The organism is Methylobacterium sp. Ger2507 (genome assembly GCF_055231875.1).
This window is the reverse complement of the sequence record NZ_JBUYVC010000001.1, coordinates 3,103,024-3,124,119: the sequence shown is the minus strand read 5'-3', so window position 1 is coordinate 3,124,119 and position 21,096 is coordinate 3,103,024. Positions and strand designations below refer to the sequence as shown.

Annotated in this window: 18 protein-coding genes; 6 read left to right on the top strand and 12 right to left on the bottom strand. The window is 61.5% G+C overall.

Annotated features, from left to right (window positions below):
- Window positions 1–6: 6 nt before the first annotated feature.
- Genes ACV7NL_RS14455 through gspD form a run of 3 tightly spaced genes read right to left on the bottom strand, consistent with a single transcriptional unit; the run spans window position 7 to window position 4,093 of the window.
- Window positions 7–1,227 carry a type II secretion system F family protein gene (locus tag ACV7NL_RS14455; protein WP_463356016.1) on the bottom strand — a complete coding sequence of 407 codons (1,221 nt, stop codon included), beginning with the start codon at window positions 1,225–1,227 and terminating at the stop codon, window positions 7–9.
- A complete protein-coding gene (locus tag ACV7NL_RS14450) occupies window positions 1,228–1,836 on the bottom strand; it encodes a prepilin peptidase (RefSeq protein ID WP_247636852.1) in 609 nt (202 codons plus the stop codon).
- 10 nt (window positions 1,837–1,846) lie between these two features.
- On the bottom strand, window positions 1,847–4,093 hold the full coding sequence (gspD, locus tag ACV7NL_RS14445) for a type II secretion system secretin GspD (protein ID WP_463356015.1): 2,247 nt from the start codon (window positions 4,091–4,093) through the stop codon (window positions 1,847–1,849).
- Between the two features lie 356 nt (window positions 4,094–4,449).
- Between gspD and ACV7NL_RS14440 the strand changes: the two genes are divergently transcribed.
- Window positions 4,450–5,406: a ferritin-like domain-containing protein gene (locus tag ACV7NL_RS14440; protein WP_244476832.1), complete on the top strand. Its 957-nt coding sequence runs from the start codon at window positions 4,450–4,452 to the stop codon at window positions 5,404–5,406.
- Between the two features lie 697 nt (window positions 5,407–6,103).
- Here ACV7NL_RS14440 and ACV7NL_RS14435 read toward each other — a convergent pair.
- The 4 genes from ACV7NL_RS14435 to ACV7NL_RS14420 all read right to left on the bottom strand — a co-directional run bounded on the left by ACV7NL_RS14435 (window position 6,104) and on the right by ACV7NL_RS14420 (window position 11,136).
- A protein-coding gene (locus tag ACV7NL_RS14435; RefSeq protein WP_463356014.1) for an IS630 family transposase occupies window positions 6,104–7,161 on the bottom strand; the annotation gives its coding sequence in 2 pieces (ribosomal slippage) (window positions 6,104–6,669 and window positions 6,669–7,161; 1,059 coding nt in all).
- Between the two features lie 665 nt (window positions 7,162–7,826).
- Window positions 7,827–8,393 (bottom strand): type II secretion system protein GspM, encoded by a 567-nt coding sequence (gene gspM, locus ACV7NL_RS14430; protein ID WP_056480961.1) that lies wholly within the window; start codon window positions 8,391–8,393, stop codon window positions 7,827–7,829.
- Window positions 8,390–9,457 (bottom strand): PilN domain-containing protein, encoded by a 1,068-nt coding sequence (locus ACV7NL_RS14425; protein WP_056480963.1) that lies wholly within the window; start codon window positions 9,455–9,457, stop codon window positions 8,390–8,392. The genes gspM and ACV7NL_RS14425 overlap by 4 nt, the downstream gene beginning before the upstream one ends.
- Window positions 9,454–11,136: a GspE/PulE family protein gene (locus ACV7NL_RS14420; RefSeq protein ID WP_463356013.1), complete on the bottom strand. Its 1,683-nt coding sequence runs from the start codon at window positions 11,134–11,136 to the stop codon at window positions 9,454–9,456. The genes ACV7NL_RS14425 and ACV7NL_RS14420 overlap by 4 nt, the downstream gene beginning before the upstream one ends.
- Window positions 11,137–11,497: 361 nt before the next feature.
- Between ACV7NL_RS14420 and ACV7NL_RS14415 the strand changes: the two genes are divergently transcribed.
- The 4 genes from ACV7NL_RS14415 to ACV7NL_RS14400 are packed head-to-tail and all read left to right on the top strand — an operon-like array spanning window position 11,498 to window position 17,149.
- On the top strand, window positions 11,498–12,220 hold the full coding sequence (locus ACV7NL_RS14415) for a hypothetical protein (protein ID WP_463356012.1): 723 nt from the start codon (window positions 11,498–11,500) through the stop codon (window positions 12,218–12,220).
- Entirely contained in the window at window positions 12,217–14,103 is a 1,887-nt protein-coding gene (locus tag ACV7NL_RS14410) for a glycosyltransferase (RefSeq protein ID WP_463356011.1), read from the top strand. Before ACV7NL_RS14415 ends, ACV7NL_RS14410 begins: the two co-directional genes overlap by 4 nt.
- Window positions 14,100–16,277 (top strand): glycosyltransferase, encoded by a 2,178-nt coding sequence (locus tag ACV7NL_RS14405; RefSeq protein ID WP_463356010.1) that lies wholly within the window; start codon window positions 14,100–14,102, stop codon window positions 16,275–16,277. Before ACV7NL_RS14410 ends, ACV7NL_RS14405 begins: the two co-directional genes overlap by 4 nt.
- Entirely contained in the window at window positions 16,274–17,149 is an 876-nt protein-coding gene (locus tag ACV7NL_RS14400; protein WP_156375987.1) for a hypothetical protein, read from the top strand. The genes ACV7NL_RS14405 and ACV7NL_RS14400 overlap by 4 nt, the downstream gene beginning before the upstream one ends.
- Before the next feature lie 403 nt (window positions 17,150–17,552).
- Here the strand turns inward: ACV7NL_RS14400 and ACV7NL_RS14395 are convergent, their stop codons facing one another.
- From ACV7NL_RS14395 to ACV7NL_RS14380, 4 genes are all read right to left on the bottom strand, one after another.
- On the bottom strand, window positions 17,553–17,900 hold the full coding sequence (locus tag ACV7NL_RS14395) for a nitrile hydratase accessory protein (RefSeq protein WP_463356009.1): 348 nt from the start codon (window positions 17,898–17,900) through the stop codon (window positions 17,553–17,555).
- Window positions 17,897–18,574 (bottom strand): nitrile hydratase subunit beta, encoded by a 678-nt coding sequence (nthB, locus tag ACV7NL_RS14390; RefSeq protein WP_463356008.1) that lies wholly within the window; start codon window positions 18,572–18,574, stop codon window positions 17,897–17,899. The genes ACV7NL_RS14395 and nthB overlap by 4 nt, the downstream gene beginning before the upstream one ends.
- Entirely contained in the window at window positions 18,571–19,233 is a 663-nt protein-coding gene (nthA, locus tag ACV7NL_RS14385) for a nitrile hydratase subunit alpha (protein ID WP_463356007.1), read from the bottom strand. The genes nthB and nthA overlap by 4 nt, the downstream gene beginning before the upstream one ends.
- Window positions 19,234–19,374: 141 nt before the next feature.
- Window positions 19,375–20,043 carry a sigma-70 family RNA polymerase sigma factor gene (locus ACV7NL_RS14380; protein WP_056184443.1) on the bottom strand — a complete coding sequence of 223 codons (669 nt, stop codon included), beginning with the start codon at window positions 20,041–20,043 and terminating at the stop codon, window positions 19,375–19,377.
- A 281-nt stretch (window positions 20,044–20,324) separates the two neighbouring features.
- On the opposite strand from ACV7NL_RS14380, the gene ACV7NL_RS14375 reads away from it, so the two are divergent.
- Window positions 20,325–20,543 carry a hypothetical protein gene (locus ACV7NL_RS14375; RefSeq protein ID WP_463356006.1) on the top strand — a complete coding sequence of 73 codons (219 nt, stop codon included), beginning with the start codon at window positions 20,325–20,327 and terminating at the stop codon, window positions 20,541–20,543.
- A gap of 85 nt (window positions 20,544–20,628) precedes the next feature.
- Here the strand turns inward: ACV7NL_RS14375 and ACV7NL_RS14370 are convergent, their stop codons facing one another.
- Window positions 20,629–20,952: a helix-turn-helix domain-containing protein gene (locus tag ACV7NL_RS14370; protein WP_056184440.1), complete on the bottom strand. Its 324-nt coding sequence runs from the start codon at window positions 20,950–20,952 to the stop codon at window positions 20,629–20,631.
- Between the last annotated feature and the right edge of the window lie 144 nt (window positions 20,953–21,096).

Sequence of the window (21,096 nt, the reverse complement as noted above, 5' to 3'; positions counted from 1 at the left end):
GAAACCTCAGACCAGAAGGTCGTTGATGCTCATAAGCGCGGTCATCACCGAGATGATGAGCCACGCGATCAGGAGGCTTACCACAACCATGACCGTCGGCCCCACGACTGCGATGACGCGACCCAAGGCTGAGTCGAGCTTGGCCTCGTAAAACACTGCAACGCGGCTCGCACTGTCGGCGAGATCGCCGGATTCCTCACCGACGCGCAGCATCTGGACCACGTGGCGGGGAAAAAGCTTTCCGCGCGACAGGGTCTCGGAAAGGCGCTGGCCCTGGCGTACGTCGGCTACGACCCGGTCGATCTCGAGGCCCGCACCGGGAAGGCGCACGACGCCGCGGATTAAGCGGAGCGCCGTGGAGATGTCGACGCGGTTGCGCACCAGGATCGCTAGCGTTCGGCAGAAGGTAACGGTGAGTTCGTTGGCTAGAACCGCGCGACTGAATGGTAGGCGCGCGAGCAGGGCGAGCCAAAGGCCGCGCTCGCTGCCGATCCGGTTGAGCACCACGGCGCTTCCGAGAAGGCTGGCCATTGATAACACCACGAGGTCGAAGTTGCGGTTAAGAAATCCCGACATCTCGAACACTACGAGGGCAGAAGGGTCAATCTTGTCGCGGAAGCCCTGCAGCGCGACCTCGAATTTTGGAATCAAGTAGATCAGGATAAAGAACAGCACCCCCACCGCCGCGACCACGAGGAAGCAAGGGTAGGAGATCGCAGAGATGAAGCGTTTACGCAGGCGCTCACCGCGCTGGCGCTCGGCGGCAAGGCCGCTCAACGCCTCCTCCAGCCGCCCGGAGGTCTCAGCGACCTCGACCATTTTCACATAGATGGGTGGAAACAGCTTCGGGTGCGTGGAGATCGCCTCAGACAGGCTCTTGCCGTGGCTGAGCGCCGCGTGAAGATCGCGCAGCACCCGCACGAGCCAGCTACGGCTCTCCATCTGAGAGAGGATTTGCAGCGCCTCGGTGAGCGCGACGCCGCCCTTGAGCAACATCGCCAGATCTAAAGTCAGACTGGTAATGTCCTCGGGCCGCGGGTCCGGCGTCAGCCAGTCCCGCAGCGAGCGCCCTGTCGGCCGCGTCCCTTTGGTTTCCGCCTTCACCGAGATCGGGGTGCACCCGACACGGTCGAGATGGGCGAAGACCTCGCCGCTCGCTCCGGCCTCCATCGTCCCCTCAAGGATTTTGCCCGAAGCATCCAGGGCCATGTAGGCGAAGGTCGACATCTACGGATGCCCCAGTGCGCTGGGCAGGATCTGCCCCACGAGCCACGTCGCCCAGAGCGCGGGGGCGAGGACAGCGCCAAAAGCGATCCGGTCGGTCACCGGAACTGCACGCGCCAGGACGGGCAGCATCCGGCCCGCGCCGACGATCGCGAGGCCGGTCAGACTCGCGCTAAGGATCGCTAAGGAGAGCCCAACGGTCCCGAGCAGGACGCCACCGGCGGCCGCGAGCTTTACGTCGCCAAGGCCGATGCCGTCATGCCCGCGGAGGCGGTAATAGGTCTCCCGTAGTGCAAGCAGAACACCGCCGCAAATCGCGGCGTCAACGGCTGCGAAACCGATGGTCGTGACCGGGTGGGTGCCCAGAAAGGCGCCGTCGCCGATCCTACCTGCGAGGCCGATCAATCCGAGAGCAAGGGTCGCAGCGTCAGGAATCGTAAAATCCGCCAGATCCTGCCAGACAATCCGCAAGCCGATGATGGCCAAAGCGATGGCGACGATGCCGGTAGCCATCGGACCCGGACCAGCCCACGCTGCTAATGCCGCGCTGGAGACTGCAACGGCAATCACGAGCCCGGCGAAATCGTTCGTCTCGATGCGTCTGACCAACATGCGCGGTCGATCAAGGCTTGTAGACCGGGCGGCGAGCGGGCAGTGCGGCACCGCGTCGGGCGCCTGCATCGAGCAGTTTACCCCGGTAATCCTCAGCCACCCGCTGCGCGTCCCGTCCCGAGCGGACAACAACGGGACGGATGAATACCACCAGTTCGGTCCGCTGTGCGCCATTGTCTACGGAGCTGAACAGGTCCCCCACGCTGGGAAGCCGATCAAGGAACGGGATCCCGTCGCGGGACACCTGCCGCTTCTCACTGATCAAGCCGGCGAGCAGAACCGTTTGTCCGTTGGCCACCGAGATCGTGCTCGCGACCCGCCGCTTCGAGATCGTCGGGGTCAGGGTGTTCGAGGCGCTGACCACCGCCGAGATCTCCTGCTCGATCTGCATGGTCACGGCATCGTTCTGGCCGATACGCGGGACCACGTTGAGGATGATACCGGTGTCACGGAACTCTACTTGGCTGACAAGCGGCGCGCCGGGTACGGTGATGCCCTGTGCCTGCGTGGTTGTGATCGGCACAGAATCGCCGACCTGGAGTGAGGCCGGCTGGTTCTCCAGCACCACGAGGGAGGGCGAGGACAGGATCTTCACGTCGGTGAAGCCATCAAGCGCCGAGAGCACCACGTCAGGGCCGGAATAGCCACCGACGAGGAAATTGAAGCCCCCGCCGGCGCTTGCCGTCAGCGCGTTGGTGGCGCCGCCTGCCGTTGCTGCTGCTGCGCTCAGCAGACCGATCGATCCCCTGCCCTTGCCCAGCCCAATATTCTTTGAGTCGAGGAAGTATTGCACCCCGTACTTGAGCTGATCGGTGAGCGTTACCTCGGCGATGGTCACGTTGACCGCCACCTGCGCTGGGGTTGCGTCGAGTTGGCGTAATGCTGCATTGATCTTCCTGTAGGTCTCGCCGTCGGCATAGGTGATAACTGAGTTGTTCGACGGGTCCGCGCTGATTGAAACGCGCCGCGCCCCGTTGCCCCGTCGGGTTAGATCGAGGCTGTCGCTACCACCACCGGTCGCAAATGAACCGCCGCCGTCGGCCATGCCATTGTTCGGCATGGTATCGCCAAAGGCCGACGCGAACCGCGCTCGGAGGAGGTCGGCGCCGGTGTTCTGCTGGCCACCGCCTTGATTGCCGGAAGCGCCCTGTCCAAGCCCGCCATAACCGGAGCTAGAATTGCCTCCGTACAGACCGCCGCTCTGGGTGCCCCCGGAAAAATTGCGGCCCTGTCCTTGTCCACCGCTGTTAAAACCGCCGAGCCCAGCGCCCTGCGTCGGGGTGTTGGTGTTGGGGTTGCCCGTTCCGAATAGGCCGTTGATGACGCGAGCCAGCTCCTTCGCGTCTCGATAGCGAGCCTTGTAGATGAACACCGTTTCCTCGGCTGCCTCGACAGTACTGTCGAGCTTGCGCACAAAGGTTTCCGCGCGCCGGATTAAGGACGGGTTCTTTGACATCGCCATCACGGCGCGCAGCCGAGCGATCGGCTTGAACTGGATCAGGCCCGAACTCGCCCCGTTTTCGCCGGTGTCGAACAACTGCGTGAGGTCGGCGACGATTGCCTCCGGCCGCGCGCGGCGCAGCTCGAACAGGCTCACCGATTGTCCCCGCATCCAATCTGCATCGAAGGCTAGGATCGCGCTTACAGCCTCCTGGCGACGTGGCCCGGGACCTTTCACGATGATCGTGTTGCGGCCGGTATCGAAGCGAAGGCCATCGGCCTCTGTGACAAAACCCGACACCAGCTTCGACATCACCGCGGCTGAGACGTAACGGAGCGGAACTACCGAGACTCCATAACCCGGCGCTTGCGCGTTTCCAAAACTGACGTTGCCGATGCTGGTGGCGGCTGATGTTATGCGGTAGCCGCCGGTGTTGCGGGTCATGGTGTAGCCCTGGCCCGACAGAACTGTCTCTAGCGCTGAGAGTAATTCGGCGCGGGTCATTGGCCGGGGCGAAGAGATGGTAATCTGACCGGCGACGTCGGAAGCCATTGTGTAGTTAAGGCCGAGCGTATCGTTCAAAATGGCATGGACCACGTCCTTCACTTCAGCCCGCTCAAAATTGAGACGGTAGCTGCCAGCTTCGCCGGGCTGTGTCCCAATCTCCACGGCTTCGGAGCCGAGGCTCGCTGTTGCCTCAACATCCTCGGGACTAAAATTATACGTCCGCCCCTCGCCACGATCCGGTGCGACGACCGCATCCCGTGACGGCTTGCCCGCGACCATCCGGCGGAGCGGACGCGCCGATAGGTCCATCTGGGTTTCTGGGCCCGTCAAGCTTGCGCGTGGGGGAGTGGCATCACGGGCGAAGGCGACGGCGCCGAGAAGTCCCACGCAACAGACCGAGGCGAGGCAGAGTCGCATCAAGAGCATGAGAAGATTTTCCAATCCAGGCGTTACGTTAACGTACCCCTCATTCCTGCCCGTGCCCACGGGGACAATCACTATAAATAGGCTTTCTCAACTCGCTGTGCCTGATTAGACACATGCTTTACAAATTCTGTTCAATTAAAGATGTTTTAGCATCTCCGTCATTGTCGCGAATCCATCTGCAGCTAAGTTGGCCTCGACGCTAGAGTAGCAGCGTGCGACCTGCCGGGAGAAAACAGACCATGACTGAGAAACTGATCAGCACTGAGAGTGAGATGTCTGGCCTTGAGCCCGGCACTTGCGTCGTTAACCTCGAAAAAGGCCGCCGTGCGTTCCTCCAAACGCTCGGCCTTGGCATTGCCGGTGCCGCCATCCTCGGCAACTCCACAACCCAGTCCCAGGCCCAGGGGCTGCCGACGGATATTACCGATGCAGACATCCTGAATTTCGCGCTGAACCTCGAGTATCTCGAGGCTGAGTTTTATCTTAACGCCGTGAACGGCTCCGGTCTGAAGGCTGCGGATCTGCAGGGCGTCGGCGCCATTGGTGCTGTCAATGGCGGTGGCCGTGCCGTGCCGTTCACCGATCCGAACGTCCGCAAGTACGCTTTTGAGATCGCCGCCGACGAGGAGGCTCACGTCCGCTTTCTGCGCGCAGCGCTGGGCAGCGCCGCCGTCAGCCGGCCGCGTCTTGATATCGACTTCGCCTTCACCGCCGCCGCCCGCGCAGCCGGCCTCATCGGCCCAAATGACCGCTTTGACGCCTACGCCAACGACACGAACTTTTTGCTCGCCTCGTTCATCTTCGAGGATGTCGGCGTCACCGCCTATAACGGCGCCGCCGGTGCGATCCAGAATAAGACTTTCCTCGGCGCCGCCGCGAGCATCCTCGCGGTTGAGGCCTATCACGCTGGCATCATCCGCGCAGTGCTTTACTCCAAGGGCCTGATCAATCAGGCTGATGCCATTTCCAATGCCCGCGACTCACTCGATGGTAGTGCGGATCTTGATCAGGGCATCAGTGGAACTCAGTCGGCGACCCCAGGCTTCCAGTTCTCAGATGCCAACTTAGTCCCGACCAACGCTCAGGGCCTCGTGTTCGCCCGTACCCCCGGCCAGGTACTGAACATCGTCTACCTCAACACCACCCAGAGCCCGGGCGGCTTCTTCCCGGGCGGTCTCAACGGCACCCTGCGCTAGTCTCGACGCAGTGATCGTCGTCGGAGAGCGAGACATCGCTCTCCGACGACACGAATTACAGTCGATTTATAAATTCAATCACAAGGAGGACTGGCGAAACGCCTATCCAAATGCCTCTGCAGCCCCGCCTATGCGTGTGTTGCGTCTTAGATCGGCCTGCCGCGCGAACCTCTGCAAAAAAGCGTGATCGACCGTTCGCGTCGCTGGACTGATTTGAGATTCCGCGCTGAAACTAACCCGTGTCTCGCAGCGTAGTCGCCTTCAGAAAACTTTTGTTGCAGGCAGGCGATGTCACAGGTTCACTACGTCGTGCGGCGCAGCCGATCGGGCAGGTTCAACTTTACACTTATGAGTGAAGGGGGGCGGCTCACGGGGTCAGTCATCGTAGTGACGACGGGCAAAACCGGTTCCGAAATTGAAGGCGATGCACACGACCAGATCCTACATCTCGCCAAGATGTTTGCGGAAGCAGCAGCCTCAAACAAGCTCGACGGGATTGATTCATTGTCGAAGAATAGTGGGCAGGCCACAAGTCGCCCCGTCAGCGCGATCGCACTGGACGATTGTAGCATTGCGCATTCAGATAAATGCTGATCGAACATCCACTTAAATGCGTCGTTGCAGGACCGGCGGACCAGTGCTTTGCCTATTGCTGAATTTTTCTGCGGCTTTTGGTTGTAATACCAACCCTCACTGATCAGAACCCCTGGGCCCATCGGCGCAGTCCGATGGACATGATGCGCCAGGGCTGGGCGATGAGCTTTTTCCAGGCGTCGCAGCAGTGATGGAGGATGTCGTCGTAGGATTGGAAGATCCGGTTTCCGAGCCAGTTGTCGCGAAGGAACTGCCAGAGGTTCTCGACCGGATTGAGTTCGGGTGAGCGCGCCGGCAGGGGCAACAGAGTGATGTTGCTGGGAACCGGCAGCTTCCTGGTGGTGTGCCAGCCGGCTTGATCGAGCAGGAGGACGGCGTGGGCGCCAGGAGCCACGGTCGCCGAAATCTCTTCGAGATGATGGGCCATCGCTGAAGTGGTGCAGCGGGGCATGACCAAGCCTGCACCGACGCCCCGGGCCGGGTAGATCCCCCCGAAGATGTAGGCCGAGGCCGTGCGTTGGTCCTTGGGGGCCGAGGGTCGCGTTCCGCGCTTGGCCCAGCGCCGGGTCAGGGTGTTCTTCTGGCCGACACGGGCCTCGTCGCAGAACCAGACTTCTACGGGCTTGCCGCCGACAGCTTGCGCGATGTCCGCCAGACGGTCGGGGAAGTCTTTTTAAAAACAGCCGCGGCGTCCGGGTCCTGGGCGTGATGGCGCGGGCGGGCTGAGAGCTTGCGGTAGCCCATGGCCCGCAAGACTCGGCTCAAGGTCTGCTCGGAGACCGACACGCCGTGATCCTCGGACAGGATCTGGGCCAGATCGCACAACCGCCACCGCACCAAACCGTGTGCGGCCGGCGTCGGTCCCTGTTCGACCAGCGCCTTGAGGACCTCGCGCTGGTCGGCGTTCAGGCGCGGACGGGCTCCGGGGGCCTTGCCGTCGATCAGTCCGTCCGGTCCATCGGCGTTGAAGGCCACGACCCAGTCGCGCACCGTTTGCAGCCCGACCCCGCCGATCTCGGCCGCCTCCGAACGCAGACCACCCGCGGCGATCACCGACAGCGCCAACAGGCGGCGGGTCTGCGCCGGGTCTCGCGAACCCTTGGCCAGACCGCGCAAGGCCTCGGCATCGAAGTCCGATCGCAGCGGCACCGGAGCAGCCATCGCATCCTCCTCAGGCTTCAAATCCGAAGAAAAAATCACGACCGAGATGCCAACGCTACCCCGCGTGAGTCCTGCTCAGCGAGGTTTAGTATAAGTACCCCACAACGTGCATGGCGACAGCGTTTGGGCTCATCGCGCTGTTGGAATGCCGATGGGTGGGGGAACGCCGCCGCGTAGACCTTGCGGGCTTGATGGGCCGACGGTGAACAACCGGTAGGTGACCTCGCGTGTCCCTTCTCGAAGCGTCGCACGATCGGGGCCGATAGCATGGACGCGCCACGTTCCCACGACGTCGCCGATCTTAAGGCTGAGCGAGGATCCGCCTGCCGGACGGCGTAGGATCGCGACGGCCTTATCTACCCCTGCGACGACTCCAACGAGGCGCAGATCCGGCGGTGGAGTGTCCACCTCGGTGGACGCTGGTGGAGCGACGAAAGCCTGAGGCGGCGGCGGCGGCGGGCGCCGCGATGGTGCGAAGAGTGGTCGTCCGCGGAAGGCATCCAAAGCAGCCGGATCGAGCGTACTTAAAGGATTGAGGTTTTGCGCTGGGCCCAATGGAGGGCGCATGTCCGCAACCTGTGCTGAGGCGGTCGCGATCTTTGACACGAGCAGGGCAAGTACCAAACCGGCAGCAGCAGACCATCCGGCATGACGATGCGGGCGGATCATTGCGTGTTCTCACGGCAGTAGCCGCGGATCGCGAGAGCGACGCGCAAGGTCGGATTTGCTTCGTCGCTCCCTGGGAGTCGCCCAGACACTGGGCGGATGTTCGCGGCCTCGACTGTCAGTAGCGGCAGTCCAGTCTCCACCGCTCTAAGCAGATCGAACAACCCATCGTTACCGATGTCGAGGCTGAGGCGGAGCTGAATGCTGCGCTGTACCGTTAGGTCGGGCGTGTCGTCGCTGCGAACCTCGATAAGGCGGCCACCGGCGCGTTCGACGAGACTAGCGAGGCGCTGCTGTAATTCGGCGCGTGCGAGGCTCCCGGTCCTTGCTGTCAGATAAAGGGCCGAGAAGTCGCCCTCGGTCGGGACTGAACGAACGGCTTCCGCCCGGATGCGCGACTCGACTTGTGCAAGATAGCCGGCCGAGGCAGTCGCCTCGTCACCAGCCTCCGACCAACGCGCAAGGTTGGTCAGCATTACGAGGAGCAGCAGCAGCGGTGTCCCAACAAACAATGCGACGGCCAGCGGTCCGAACCAGCGGGCCTCCCGAGCTTCTGCAAGCGTCATTGCCCCACGTCCATTACGTCGCCACGGGTCGCCACCAAATCGAAGGCGTCGCGCTTCTCGGCATCGCGGATCACCGGCGCGGCGAAACGCGGGTTTTTAAGGCCTGCCTCAGCTTCGAGGCGGGCGATCAGCGCTGGCGCATCAATGGAGCGGCCGACGAGGCGGATCCGGGCTGGGCCGATATCAAGTTCGCGCAGCACCGTGCCGTCCGGCAACGCACGGCTCAGCTTGTCGATGAGCACGATTGTCGCGTTTTCAGTGCGCTTGCCCTCGATTAGGATCCGTTCGCGCGACGTGCCGACGCCGCCGCGTAGCGTGAGCTTCGTGCGCAGTGCGGTCAGCCGCTGCCGGACTTCCTCCGCGTTAGATGCGGCCGAAGCCGCGACGACCGCCGAAAGCAGGCAGGCGACCGTCAGCCCGCTGAGCAGGATCGCTAAGCCGCGGCCGATACGGCCTCGGAGCCGGTCGTCAGCTGGTTGCGTACGCCCCTTGTAGAGGTCGAAACGCAGTGGCGCGTCGAGCGGTTCGGCCGCACTGCCTAGAGCCGTCGCTGTAAGCCCTGCATTGGCGAGGCGTGCCAGGAACGGCGCTACGAGATCGACGGAAGTTGCGAGAAGATCGACGCCGATTGTACCGTCTTCGGAAACGCCGTCAACGACACTGTAAGCGTAGAGGACTTGATCTGCTCGCCATGGCGTCAGGCGTTCTAGGCGATGTGTGATGATCGGCTGGAGATAGCTCCGCCCGGCATCGGGGAGGCGCAGCGCGCGCGTCAGGAACACCTCCGGTGGCAGTCGCAACTCCACCGCGCCCTTGTGGAAAGTTTCCGGCGCGCGCACGTTGCTGTCTAAGTGCTGCGGCGGGCCTAGGCGATCCTTCTGCGAGGTGTGGAGCACGAGCCCGTTCGGCGCAATCGTTACGACGTGGCTCAGGCCTGTAGAGAAGCGGCCCAGAAGCGGCCGGATGGTCGCGACTAGGGCGTCGAGTAAAGCTGCGCCGATCGCTTGCACAATGTTCGCGGCGCGATGGAGCGGGGCCGGCATCGTTCCCTTGGAAAACGTCATCCCGAAATCCGCATGACCTCGTAGAGTGAGGTGAGCCCGAGGCTGGCCTTCTCGATCCCATCGTCGAGCATCGTGGTCATCCCGATCGCGCGCGCCGCCTGGAGCAGGATGCGGGGATCGGGCTGGCCGCGGATTAGGTCGCGCAGATCGTCGCCGACGGCCAGCGCTTCGAACACTCCGATGCGCCCGCGATAGCCGCTGTCGTTGCAGTAAGCGCACCCTGTTGCAGTGTGAAAGTTGCGGCCCGTCGCCTCGGGGCCGCCGCGCCGGGCGCGTAAGTCGCGCGCGACGGTGGAGCCCTTCGGATCGGGAACCCGGCAGCGCTCACATAGGCGACGCACCAGCCGCTGGCCGATCACCCCTCGCAGGCTCGAAGCAATGAGGTACGGCTCAACGCCCATGTCGACGAGGCGCACCACTGCGTCAACTGCGCTATTGGTGTGTAGCGTTGTCAGCACGAGGTGGCCGGTGAGCGCGGCCTGGATACCGATCGCCGCAGTCTCGCGGTCGCGCATCTCGCCGACCATTATCACGTCAGGGTCGTGGCGCAGGAACGAGCGCAACGCCGTGGCGAAGGTCAAGCCGATCGCCGGCTTGATCTGGGTCTGGTGGATGCCGGGGAGTTGGTACTCTACAGGGTCCTCAACTGTGACGATCTTGCGCGCCGGATCGTTCAGCAGCGAGATTGCGGTGGCGAGCGTCGTGGTCTTGCCGCTGCCGGTGGGGCCGGTGACGATGATGATGCCGTGAGGCTCAGCGAGCAGCTTGACTACCACGTCGAGGTCGCGATCGGACAGGCCGACGCGCTTGAAGTCGAGTAGCCGCGTGTCCTTCAGCAGAATGCGCAGCACCGCCGTCTCGCCGTAGAGCGTTGGCATGATCGCGACGCGCAGATCCGCCTCGGTGTTGCCGACTTTTACGTTAGTGCGCCCATCCTGCGGCAGGCGGCGTTCGGCTATATCGAGGCCGGCAAGGATTTTCATTCGCGAGATCACCGCGGCTGCCATGTGGCGTGGCATCGTCTGCTGCGCCCGCAAGTGACCATCCACCCGAAAACGTACCTTCAGCTCCTCGCGGCCAGTTTCAATGTGGATGTCGGTGGCGCCTGCTTGAATCGCACGTTCCAGGAGCCCATCGATAACGCGCACAATTGGTGCGCCGCGGGCAAGATCCTGCAGCGTTTCGATGTCGTCGGAGAGGGCATAGTCGGACTGAGTCTCAGTTTCAGCCACTTCGCGCGGCGCATCTATGGGGCGACTACGCTCGAAGAGGTCCTCAATTTCCTCGAACGACAGCACCTCGAGCGGCACTGGCCCACCGAGCGCAAGCGCAACAGCGCGAATCGGTTCAAGATGTCCGGGGTCTGCGGTCACCAGCAGAATTTGCCCTTCCCGTACAACCGGATAGAGGAAGGCTTCGCGCAGGAAGTCGCGGGAAAATTTGTTTAATGCGTGGGGAAGAAGTGCGATTGTGTCACGGTCAGCCCGCGGTATCCCGTTGAAAGTGGCGACGGCATCAGCGAGATCAATCGCCGACACGGTACCGCCCCGCCAGATCGCCTCGGCTGTTCCACCATTCACTCGCATCAGCGTCGGCACCGTCGTCAGCCCGCGACGCCGCCGAAGGAACTCCGCGAGCGTCTCACCTTGAATGGCAACCACGTTGGCGTTCGTTTGCATACGTCGCCTTTCACTCCCACAGCCGACTCACACCTGTATCATTCTAAGAGATTCGCTCGCGCAAGAAACGAATAAAATTTAAGATTACCAGCAATACGAGATGCTGTGCCAGATTAGCGACACCGAAGATAATATGATCTGTACGATTCTGGCAGTCATTGTAGACCAGGTCACTTCGCGGCTGAAAAAACGATTTCGATAAGGGTTGCACGCGAAGGAGGCCTGCCATACCAAACCCCCGCTCGGCGGCGCGCAATCGAACGCGCTATGTTCCATGCGAAAAAGCCTAAGTGCGACGAGAAGGTCGGAATTTGCCGATCAATACCGATTGCTTCGATGGGATTGTTCGGAGAGTCAACGGATGACGGCGTCAGTCAAGCCCAACATATCCTCTAATATTTGCGAAGGACGTCTCTTCGACTTTGGTTCTGATTGGGTCTTATGTAGCTTTCGCCTTTCAACCTCGATGCCGATACCGCTCGCGGTGGTTGCGCCTCCCAATATTGCGCTTGAGACTTGGGCATTCACCGGCATGACGTCGAGGGCAAGTCGGCCGATTTGTTTGATGTTGTTGCGGGTGGAGGACGCTGAAGCGAGGGCATCGTTGGCTCGCGAGATGCGGCTCGTCGTTGCCACGCATTTTCACCTAATCACCGTTGCGACTACACCGACCGAGCCAGCGGACGGCATAGACTTGAACGATCAAAAAGTAATGGCCGAGGCCGTTCTGTCAGCTGTGACGCCTCGGAATGCTAGGGCGCTGGCCGATCCAATCGCTCTGTTAGCTCCAACTCTCCGTGCTGTGCCCCTGCCGAAAAGTGCACCCGAAATTATGCTAGGGCCTGAGCCAACCGAAGCCTGCACTGTGTCGGGCACGGATGTACCTAACTACATTCTCTTTGATGCCGACGCCGGCCTGCGCCTTACACGCGTTGCGACTGCGCGGCTAACTTTCTCACCGATCCCGCAAATGGATCTCGATCTCGAACCACTCTGGGGGGCAAAAATTGGGCTGCCGCAGCGCACGTTCCTTGTTGGGCACGGGCATTTCACAACGGCGCGCCTTCGTACGGGCACAGCATGAGCATCGAACATACCCTTGGTTATCCGACATCGACAGTCCTCGTCGTTGCGCCAATGCCTGCCGCGCCGGCCAGTGCAGGTAATCGTAAACGTCTCTCGCTGATTTGTTCCGCACTGCAACGAGCGGGCTTTGCTGTTGATTTTGCCTATTTCGCTCATGAAGATCAGGTTTATCGTCGTTTCGGTCAGCACCCACCGACCGATCTCGCAAAGATGTCGACGACTTTTCAACGCACCTTCCTGATTGAGACTCAAGATATAATTCCGTTAAAAACACGCTCACCTGCGTTTGGGATCGACGAATGGGGTTCAATGGCGCTTGATAGGTTCGTGTCTTGGTACGCGGAGGAATACTCCGATACCGTAGCGATCCTCGTCAATTACGTATTCTTGTCGCGCTGCCTTGATCACGCGCCAAACATGCTCAAGATCATCGATACGCACGACCGTTTTGCTGACCGACAGTTGCAGTACCGTCCATTCCGCGCCGAACCAAACTTCTACTACACCGACAGCGCCAGCGAGGCAGCGGCGCTCGATAGAGCCGATGTTGTGCTGGCCATCCAGTCGGAGGAGGCAGCTCATTTCGCTGCGCTAACGGACCGCCAGGTGTTGCTGCTGCCGCCAGTGTTTCCTGTCCGCTCACAGTTCTCGGCGCCGTACGGGATCCGAAAAATCGGTTTTGTCGGACACGGAAATGACCCTAACTTATTTTCAATCGGCAAGTTCGCTCACGAATGGGCAGCTGGCTGGACGCCGGACAGACCCGAACTGAGGATTGCGGGCGAGATCTGCAACGCGCTAGGTAGCCTCAACCTGCCAGGGGTGAGTTTGCTCAGCTACGTCGACGATCTCGCGGCTTTCTATGCAGATACCGACCTAATCGTCGCCCCAATGCTAATGGGTAGCGGCCTGAAAATGAAGGTTGCCGAGGCGTTATCGTATGGCGTACCGGTGGTTGGAACTGAGATCGGGTTCGAAGGGTTTGACGCCGAAGCTCCCGCCCATAAATGCGCAGGAGTAGCTGCAGTTAAAGCGACGATCCTGAAGCTGCAATCGAACCCCGTGGCACTCAAGGCCTTGACGGAGGCTTGTGCCGAGCTTCTAGAGCGCTTTAACGCGATGTCGCAGCAAGCCGAAGCTGAGCTCGCTAGCGTGATCAAAGCCTCAATACGTGGGCGCTCCGCTTCCGTTGTGCCCACGGCAGCGTTCGCGCTTTCGGCTGCGTCTGTCGAATCGGTAGGGCAGTCATGGCCAATCTGCGTGCGCTCGGCGAACTCCTTACTCTCAGACGATCCGGCTCATGGGCAGTTGCTGGCGACCGAGCGCTTCGGGGAGGACGCCGCGCTGGCGACCCAGTACTCGCCGGAGCGCCGACGCTGGTTTGCCGGATCTACGCCGCCGCTGGAGAAGCAATCGTCGATCGGTCCGGTCAGCGTGGCATTGTCACCTGAATGGGTTCGCGGGAAGCGTCTGACAAGAGAGATTCGTGAGAGTGCTGCCTATGCGTTTCGGGACATCTTATCTGACTGGACCACTCAGTGCCGATGCGTCGGCGTAAGCTCCAAAGGTTTCGTCCTTGCAGTCCCGATGCCAAGCCACCTGCTCACCGGTGCCCCCGCAATTGCTGCCTTCCTAATCGCGGCCGATGGCGCGCACGCGCACGAACTAGCAATCGACGGGATAGCTCCGCTCTCGTTGTCGCCTGGTTACGCCTTTAAAGCATCGCGCCTGGACCTTACTCCAGTGCCTGCAATTGTTAAGATATCCTGCATGGGACCAGCTTCTGTCGTCGTAAATGGGACGGTCTTGTTCCTTACCGATGACCTGATCGGCCGTATCACAATCGTGCCTCCGCCTATCCGTGAAAATATTCGGCCATGAACGCCATGCAAAAAAATGATATAAAGCAGCATAGTGCTATAAAAAATGGTGCCATCGAAGGTGACATGTCATCGAACGAGGTGACCATGAAGGGCGCGGTCCGCAGCGACGCCCTTCCGGTGGAGCCCTTCGACGCTGTTGATGCTAGTATTGGACGCCGAGTAGTAATCGCCGAGGCGCAGTTAATTTATGACGCCATATTTCTCAACGAAATGCGGATCGAATTTTTGATAGAGGACACACCCCTAGTATCAATTGTTATTGTTTCTTTAAATGCGCGAAATATTTTGGCTCTTACTCTATGGCGCTTGGCGGCTCAGCAGCGTCTCGCTGGCGTATCGTTCGAAGTCATCATTGTTGACAATGCGTCGGCTGCTGAGACGCATGCATTGTTCGACTGCATCGATGGCTCGACGATTATCCGTCAATCGACCAATGTCGGGTTTGGACCGGCCTGCAACGAAGGCGCAGCACAAGCGCGTGGCCGTTTTATACTTTTTCTCAACCCAGACGTTGATCTAATGCCGGGCGCGATGCGAGCGATGGCACAAACCTTCACTGACCAAGACCATGTCGGAATTGTTGGCGCACGTCTCGTGTTTCCTGGCGGCATCCTCCAAGAAGCTGGCGCTAACTTCCAAGCGGATGCACAGGTCACTCACCCCTATCTAAGAGGTGTACCTGACCCATTCACCCCGGAGGCGAGTTTCACCCGTGAGGTAGGCTACGTCTCTGGCGCCGTGCTAATGATCGAGGGAGCATTGTTCAAGGCGCTCGGTGGCTTCGACAATGCATACGCACCAGCCTATTTCGAGGATACAGATCTGTGCGTACGCTGTCATCAGGCCGGGCGCCGAGTTATCTACCAAGCTCGTGCCACTGCGATACATTTTGAAAATGCCACAAGCGCCAAGCGCGTCGATGTGGAGGTTCTACTCGATCGTAATCGAGCGTTGTTCCTCGACCGACATCGCAACTGGCTGTTCGAACAGGGACCGCGGCCCATCGGCTTTGCTATCCGCGATCATGAACCGTGGGGATTACGTGTTCTGTTTGTCGACGATACCGTACCACATCTCGACATGGGCGCAGGCTATCCGCGCGCCAATCACATCGTCAATACCATGGCACAACTCGGCTACCGAGTTACGCTATACCCTGTCTATCGAGCGGACGCCGAGCAGGCCCAGCGTTACCGCGATATTGATCAAAGAGTTGAGATTTTAGCTTCAGAGGAACGTGAAGGGATCGTCAAGATAATTGGCGAACGGTCCGATTATTTTGACGTTCTGTGGGTCAGTCGGCCCCATAATATTGGACTTGTCATTCAGATTTTTCGTGATGCCGGACTGAGCTTGCGTGATTTTGTAAAATCTCGTATCATTTTCGACTCTGAAGCTCTTTTTGCCTCTCGTGCCTTTGTTACCGACATGGTATTGGGAGGTTCCGGCATTGCTGCTGATCTTGCCCGCCACGCAATCTCAGAAATACAACATTATGCAGTTGCAGATCAGGTCGTCTGCGTCTCAGATGCCGAAGCGCGCCTGCTTGCTAGTTACTCCCACGTCAACGCGACGGTCCTCGGTCACGCTATGGCATTGCCTGAGGTTGCGGCCCCGCCTTTCTCCGAGCGAAGCGGCTTTCTGTTTATAGGTGCGCTCTCGCAGGACGGCCAGCCGAACGTAGATTCGCTGGACTGGTTCTTCGATGCTGTATGGCCTCGCCTGCGACTGTTAATGCCCGATGCGACACTCCATATCGTTGGTACTATTGGTCCGGCTATCCGCGCCCGCTACACACGGCCTGGCGTTTCGGTGATGGGCCGTGTGACTGAGGCTGAACCATTCTTCGATGCTGCTCGTGTTTGCATAGCCCCGACACGTTTTGCCGCCGGCATCCCGCACAAAGTTCACGAAGCAGTGCGGCATGGAATACCTTGTTTTGTTACACCAATCCTTGCGGAGCAGATCGGCTGGGAGGAAGGCGTTGGATACGTGAGCTGCGACTGGCTTGATCCGGACGCTTTCGCGGAAGGGCTTGTCCGCCTTCATGAGACTGCCAGCCTCTGGAATAGTGTCCAGGCCGCTGGGTTGATGCGCATTAGTTCTGAATGCGCGCCGGAGGCCTATCGGGAACGCCTTCGCCGGATTTGTGAAGCTTCGACCTTCTCATGAGAAGCCTGCGCAGGGTCGATGCCAAAATGACCGATACTTCCGCTTCTCGCTTCAGCCGTTGGCTCACCGGCACGCTGCGCCGTATTTTATTCGGTCGAGTTCCAAAACTATTCGACACTACCTATTACACACGTAATTCTTCGTATTGGACAGTTTCGGCTCTTGACCCTTACCTGCACTACGTGCTGATCGGCGGTCGCCGAGGGGACGATCCAAATAGCGATTTCGATACGACTTTTTATCGGACGCAGGTGAAGCCCGGCCATAACCCTTTAAAGCACTATATAAACGTCGGCGCAGCCGAGGGTTTCGACCCACATCCGCACTTCAGTACGTTTGGATATCTCGGGCGTTATCCAGATGTCGGCGAAAGCAAAGTCAATCCTTTATTGCATTTCCGTGAAAATGGTCGACCGGAAGGCCGCATCGCTGATCCCTCGACGCGTTTGCCTCGGTCGATTATTGCCTTAGTTGGTATTCCTTCATCCGATCACTGGGTACTTCCGAAGCACGGAAAAAACACTATAGATATCGCCCTACTTCGGGAAGCTCCTGAAAAAGCTGCCATTGAGGTAATTGAGCAGTTACGTCTCTCCATCGGCCTAGATTTTGATGTAGTAGATCGGGTTGTTGATGTGCTGACCCAGTTCCCAAGAGGCGTCCAGGACGTAATGCATCTTGCTTTACCAGCAAGCGGCGTACGCGGTGGCGGGGTAGCAAGCTTAATCCTGGCTCTCGAACACTGCTACGTTCAGGCCATCGCAGTAGATGGAACGCGTACTATCCAATACGCACAAGGTATAATCTGGGATATTAGGCCGTCCCTGCCGCGCGTAATCACAATCTTGCCAGACGGCATTATCCGTATTTGATTAGCCTAAGGATGCTGCCGGCTTAGAAAGTAAACTGTATTGAGAATGTAGCGCAGAAGCTCTGCGATCTGTCGGAGCTTCGTAGGCTAATGTCTGAGAAGATCACGCGATTACGGTTGTGCCCACTCGAGATAGGCCGACGCTACTGGACGGTTCTACACTCTGCTTCTGCAAGGGCGTAAGCGTATCCTCGACCGTTTGGGCGTGGGTAGCCCATGCGTCGCTGCACGCGGCGCGATGATTGGTGAGCGTAACTCTTCCGATTCCATCAAATGTGCAGTATAAGAATATTAGTTCTGTATAATTTGATAAACTATCATTCATTATTACAAAATTTGAAGTGTGCAGTCGCTAATGCGGTGCTGCTACAATTGTGATGTTTGAAGGTGGGTGTCCGAGACGCTTATTCTTGAGCCGCGACGGCGCGGGGATCGTTCGCTAGACGGATCGGCTCGCCGTGTGGGGTTGCGGCGGCGGCCCGCGCGAAGGCGGCCCGGCGCTCCGAGAGGCGTTCGGGTTCGGCGATCCCGCGCGCCGCGAGCAGGCCCTCGAGTGTAGCGAGCCAGGCGGCATAATCCGCCCCCTGCCCGGTCCGCTGCGTCTCTGCCCCCAAGGCTTCGGCCCATTCCTTCCAGTCGAACAGCCCGCCATCGTGAAGCGCCACCACGAGGGCGAAGGCCTGAGCCTCCCAGGGCTCGGCGAAGACCGGGGCGACCGCGTCGTCCAGGGGTATCCGGTCGGCATCCCTCATGCGGTCGGCTCCGGAGCGACGGGTTCCAGGTAGCTCTCGAACGCGTTCACCGAGACGGCGTGGCCGGCTTCGGCTTGATCTCCCCACAGCTCGCGGCCGGAGAACCGGACGGTGTAGAGCCATTGCGGCGCCTCACCGGCGAGCCGCGCGTTCGTGTCGGGAAAGACGAAGCCGCCATGCACCGTTTCGACGGTTCCGAGTCGGCCCCGCACGTAGCGCGGCAGGCGCGTATGTCCGACCGGATGGATGTTCCGCGCGCGGACGCGGTCGCCCACCGAGAAGCGCGCGGGTTCGGGAACCGGCCGGTCGCTCGGGAAGCCGCGCCCGAAGAGCGGCGCCACCTCGTGCCCCCGAAGCACGCGCTCGACCGGGGCGGCCGGCGTCGTGACCGTGCCGGTGGACAGTTCCACCGCCGTGGCGAGGCCGTGGGCCTGGACCTGGCGCTCCAGGGCCTTGAGCCAGATCGCATAATAACTGGAGGTGAGGTATTCGCCCGGCGGCAGCGCCTCGCGGGCGGACCGGCTCGCATCGAGGGTCCAGGCGCGGCAGAAGCCCATGGCCATCGCGAGGCTGAAGACCCGCTTCTCCCAGGGGGCATGGAAGCGCGGCTCGTCCGCTTCGGCCGCCACGGGACCGAACCCGTGCAGGCCGCCGAGATCCTGGCCCCCGTTCATGCGCCCACCTCCGGCAGGCCGGTGCCGATCATCGCATCCCGGGTGACGAGGGCCGCGAGCGCCGCCTCGTCGAGGGCTTCCGTCCCGGCAGGGCGCATCGGCAGCACCATGTAGCGAAGCTCGGCGGTGGAATCCCAGACCCGGATGCGCTGGCCGGCGGGCAGGGTCAGGCCGAACTCGGCGAGCACCGCACGAGGCTCGATCACGGCCCGCGCGCGGTAGGGCGGCGACTTGTACCAGACCGGCGGCAGACCGAGCACCGGCCAGGGATAGCAGGAGCACAGGGTGCAGACGACGAGGTTGTGCGTCTCGGGCGTGTTGGCGACCACCACCATGTGCTCGCCGCCGCGCCCGCCGACGCCGAGTTCGCGCATCGCCGGGGTGGCATCCGCGAGCAGGCGCGCCCGAAAGTCGGGATCGACCCAGGCCCGCGCCACCACGCGGGCGCCGTTATGCGGGCCGACCTGGGTCTCGTAGGTTTCGATCAGCGCGTCGAGGGCGGCCGGGTCGACGTAGCCCTTTTCCACGAGGACGGATTCGAGAGCGCGCACCCGCAGCTCCATCGGCGAAAGCGCGCTTCCGTGATGGGCCGCATGCGGGTGGTCTCCCTGAGAGTGGTCCGAAGGCGGGTGGGCATCGTGATCGTGGGTTTGCGCCATGCTCAATCTCCGGGCTGCACCTTACGGGCAGAATCCGCGCCCGTCATGATCCACGCCCGTCATGCGCACTCCACGATCGGCGCCTCCCGGGTTCGCGCGCTGTCCCGCCCGTGGCGAGCCCGGCAACGATCGCCGAGGCGCTCAGGCCGAGAGCCGCTCCTCCGACAGGCCGAGCGAACCGGCCAGGAAGGCGCGCGCGCGGCTGACCCGGCTCTTCATGGTGCCGGTCTGCGTGCCCACGAGGGTGGCCGCCGCCTCGTAGGTCAGGCCCTGGCCTGCCACGAGCAGCAGGGCCTCGCGCTGCACGGGCGGCAGCTTGGTCAGGACGGACCAGACCTTCTGCAACTCGATGCCGTGCTCCTGGGAGGGCAGCGCGATCATCTGGGCGGCCGCGGCCCCATCGGCATCCTCGACCTCGCGCCGGGCCTTGCGGCATTCGGTGTAGAACTGGTTGCGCAGGATGGTGAACAGCCACGCCGTGAAATTGGTGCCGGGCTGAAAGCGGTGTTGGTGCGTCCACGCCTTCAGCACCGTCTCCTGCACGAGATCGTCGGCCCTGGATGGCTGCACCGCCAGCGACTTGGCGAAGGCGCGCAGACCCGGAAGCGCGGCGATCAGGTCGTCGCGGAAGGTGGAGGTCGCGGCCGGACTCTGCCGGGACAGGGTCGCCTGGAGCTGGTCGATGAGGTCGAGGAGGCGCTGGGGCGGCGCGTCGTCCAGGCTGGCAGCGTAGAAGGTCTGCAACTCGCGGCTCAGGTGGTCGCGCAAGGCCGGGGGCAGGCCGGGCCGGGTGTCGGACACGGCATCCATCCGGCACGCTACGACCTTCCGACCCGAGGGCCTCTCACCACCTGGCACCATGGCCTTCTCCTCTGCCGCCCGCGACACCCTCCCGGGGTGTACAGTGAATACAATATGGCACTCTCAGGCAATTCTCAAGATCGGACTTGGTCCGGAATCGACCAGGAGGAACCGCCTGCGCCCTGGGTCGGTCCCGCTGCCCCTGTGCCGATGCGCCCCTTTCCACCTCAGGGCGCGTGGCTTATGGCTCGCGCATGCCACGCGGTGTGTCCTACCGGATCGAGGACAGGTTGGACGGCCTGTTCGATGTCGTCGTCACGCTCGACTCGGGCAAGGTCTTCCGGCGTGCCGGCAGTGCCTCACGCGCCGAGATCGATCAATGGATCGAAGATCTCCGGGCGCTGATGGCGGCAATCGGTGCCCCGGTCTCACCGGCCGACACCGCATCGATCGAGACCCCCGGGGTGGTTTCGAACGCCGTCCACCCGGCGAACGATAGAGACAGCTGAGGGGCTGGCTCAAGCGAGGCCCTGTCTTAAGCGCCGAACTGGCGCGAGGTCCGGTGCGCCCCGGAGGGCCGCAGGCCGGGATGCCTCAGGCGTCCGCTGGCCCGGCCGTCTCGTCGCTCTGGAACAGGATCCCGTAGGTAATCGGATCATAGAACCGCATCAGGCTCTGGACGAGGTCCTTGGGATCGACGTCGAGCGCTTCGGCCCAGGCGCGGTAGCGATCGGGCGGAATCCGTCCACGCCCCGTCTCGAGCTGGGAGATGAAGGTGTAGTACTCGGCGCCGACGAGGTTCGCGAGCTGCCGCTGCGACAGGCCGCGCGCCTCGCGCAGCTCCTTGAGATAGCGCCCACCCTCCCGGCGCAGTTCCAGCACGCCCTCGGAATCCAGGCGTTGGTGATGAGCGTACACGAGAGGCGGCCTTCCCGGATGCGACGGCTGAGCGACGCTCAGCTTGTACAGTGAAGTTCATATAGGTGAACACCGGCCGCGAAGTCCAGACGTTAACGCTGTTGGACGAAAACCGCCGCCGCCCGTACGCCGGGCGGGTTCGTG

Bases quoted from the DNA above. Each gene is read 5' to 3' on its own strand.
- ACV7NL_RS14425 (WP_056480963.1), bottom strand. From the start codon at position 9,457: ATGACGTTTTCCAAGGGAACGATGCCGGCCCCGCTCCATCGCGCCGCG.
- gspD (WP_463356015.1), bottom strand. From the start codon at position 4,093: ATGGACCTATCGGCGCGTCCGCTCCGCCGGATGGTCGCGGGCAAGCCG.
- ACV7NL_RS14395 (WP_463356009.1), bottom strand. From the start codon at position 17,900: ATGAGGGATGCCGACCGGATACCCCTGGACGACGCGGTCGCCCCGGTC.
- ACV7NL_RS14455 (WP_463356016.1), bottom strand. From the start codon at position 1,227: ATGTCGACCTTCGCCTACATGGCCCTGGATGCTTCGGGCAAAATCCTT.
- gspM (WP_056480961.1), bottom strand. From the start codon at position 8,393: ATGACGCTTGCAGAAGCTCGGGAGGCCCGCTGGTTCGGACCGCTGGCC.
- ACV7NL_RS14440 (WP_244476832.1), top strand. From the start codon at position 4,450: ATGACTGAGAAACTGATCAGCACTGAGAGTGAGATGTCTGGCCTTGAG.
- ACV7NL_RS14405 (WP_463356010.1), top strand. From the start codon at position 14,100: ATGAACGCCATGCAAAAAAATGATATAAAGCAGCATAGTGCTATAAAA.
- ACV7NL_RS14380 (WP_056184443.1), bottom strand. From the start codon at position 20,043: ATGGATGCCGTGTCCGACACCCGGCCCGGCCTGCCCCCGGCCTTGCGC.
- nthB (WP_463356008.1), bottom strand. From the start codon at position 18,574: ATGAACGGGGGCCAGGATCTCGGCGGCCTGCACGGGTTCGGTCCCGTG.
- ACV7NL_RS14420 (WP_463356013.1), bottom strand. From the start codon at position 11,136: ATGCAAACGAACGCCAACGTGGTTGCCATTCAAGGTGAGACGCTCGCG.
- nthA (WP_463356007.1), bottom strand. From the start codon at position 19,233: ATGGCGCAAACCCACGATCACGATGCCCACCCGCCTTCGGACCACTCT.
- ACV7NL_RS14415 (WP_463356012.1), top strand. From the start codon at position 11,498: ATGACGGCGTCAGTCAAGCCCAACATATCCTCTAATATTTGCGAAGGA.
- ACV7NL_RS14410 (WP_463356011.1), top strand. From the start codon at position 12,217: ATGAGCATCGAACATACCCTTGGTTATCCGACATCGACAGTCCTCGTC.
- ACV7NL_RS14450 (WP_247636852.1), bottom strand. From the start codon at position 1,836: ATGTTGGTCAGACGCATCGAGACGAACGATTTCGCCGGGCTCGTGATT.
- ACV7NL_RS14400 (WP_156375987.1), top strand. From the start codon at position 16,274: ATGAGAAGCCTGCGCAGGGTCGATGCCAAAATGACCGATACTTCCGCT.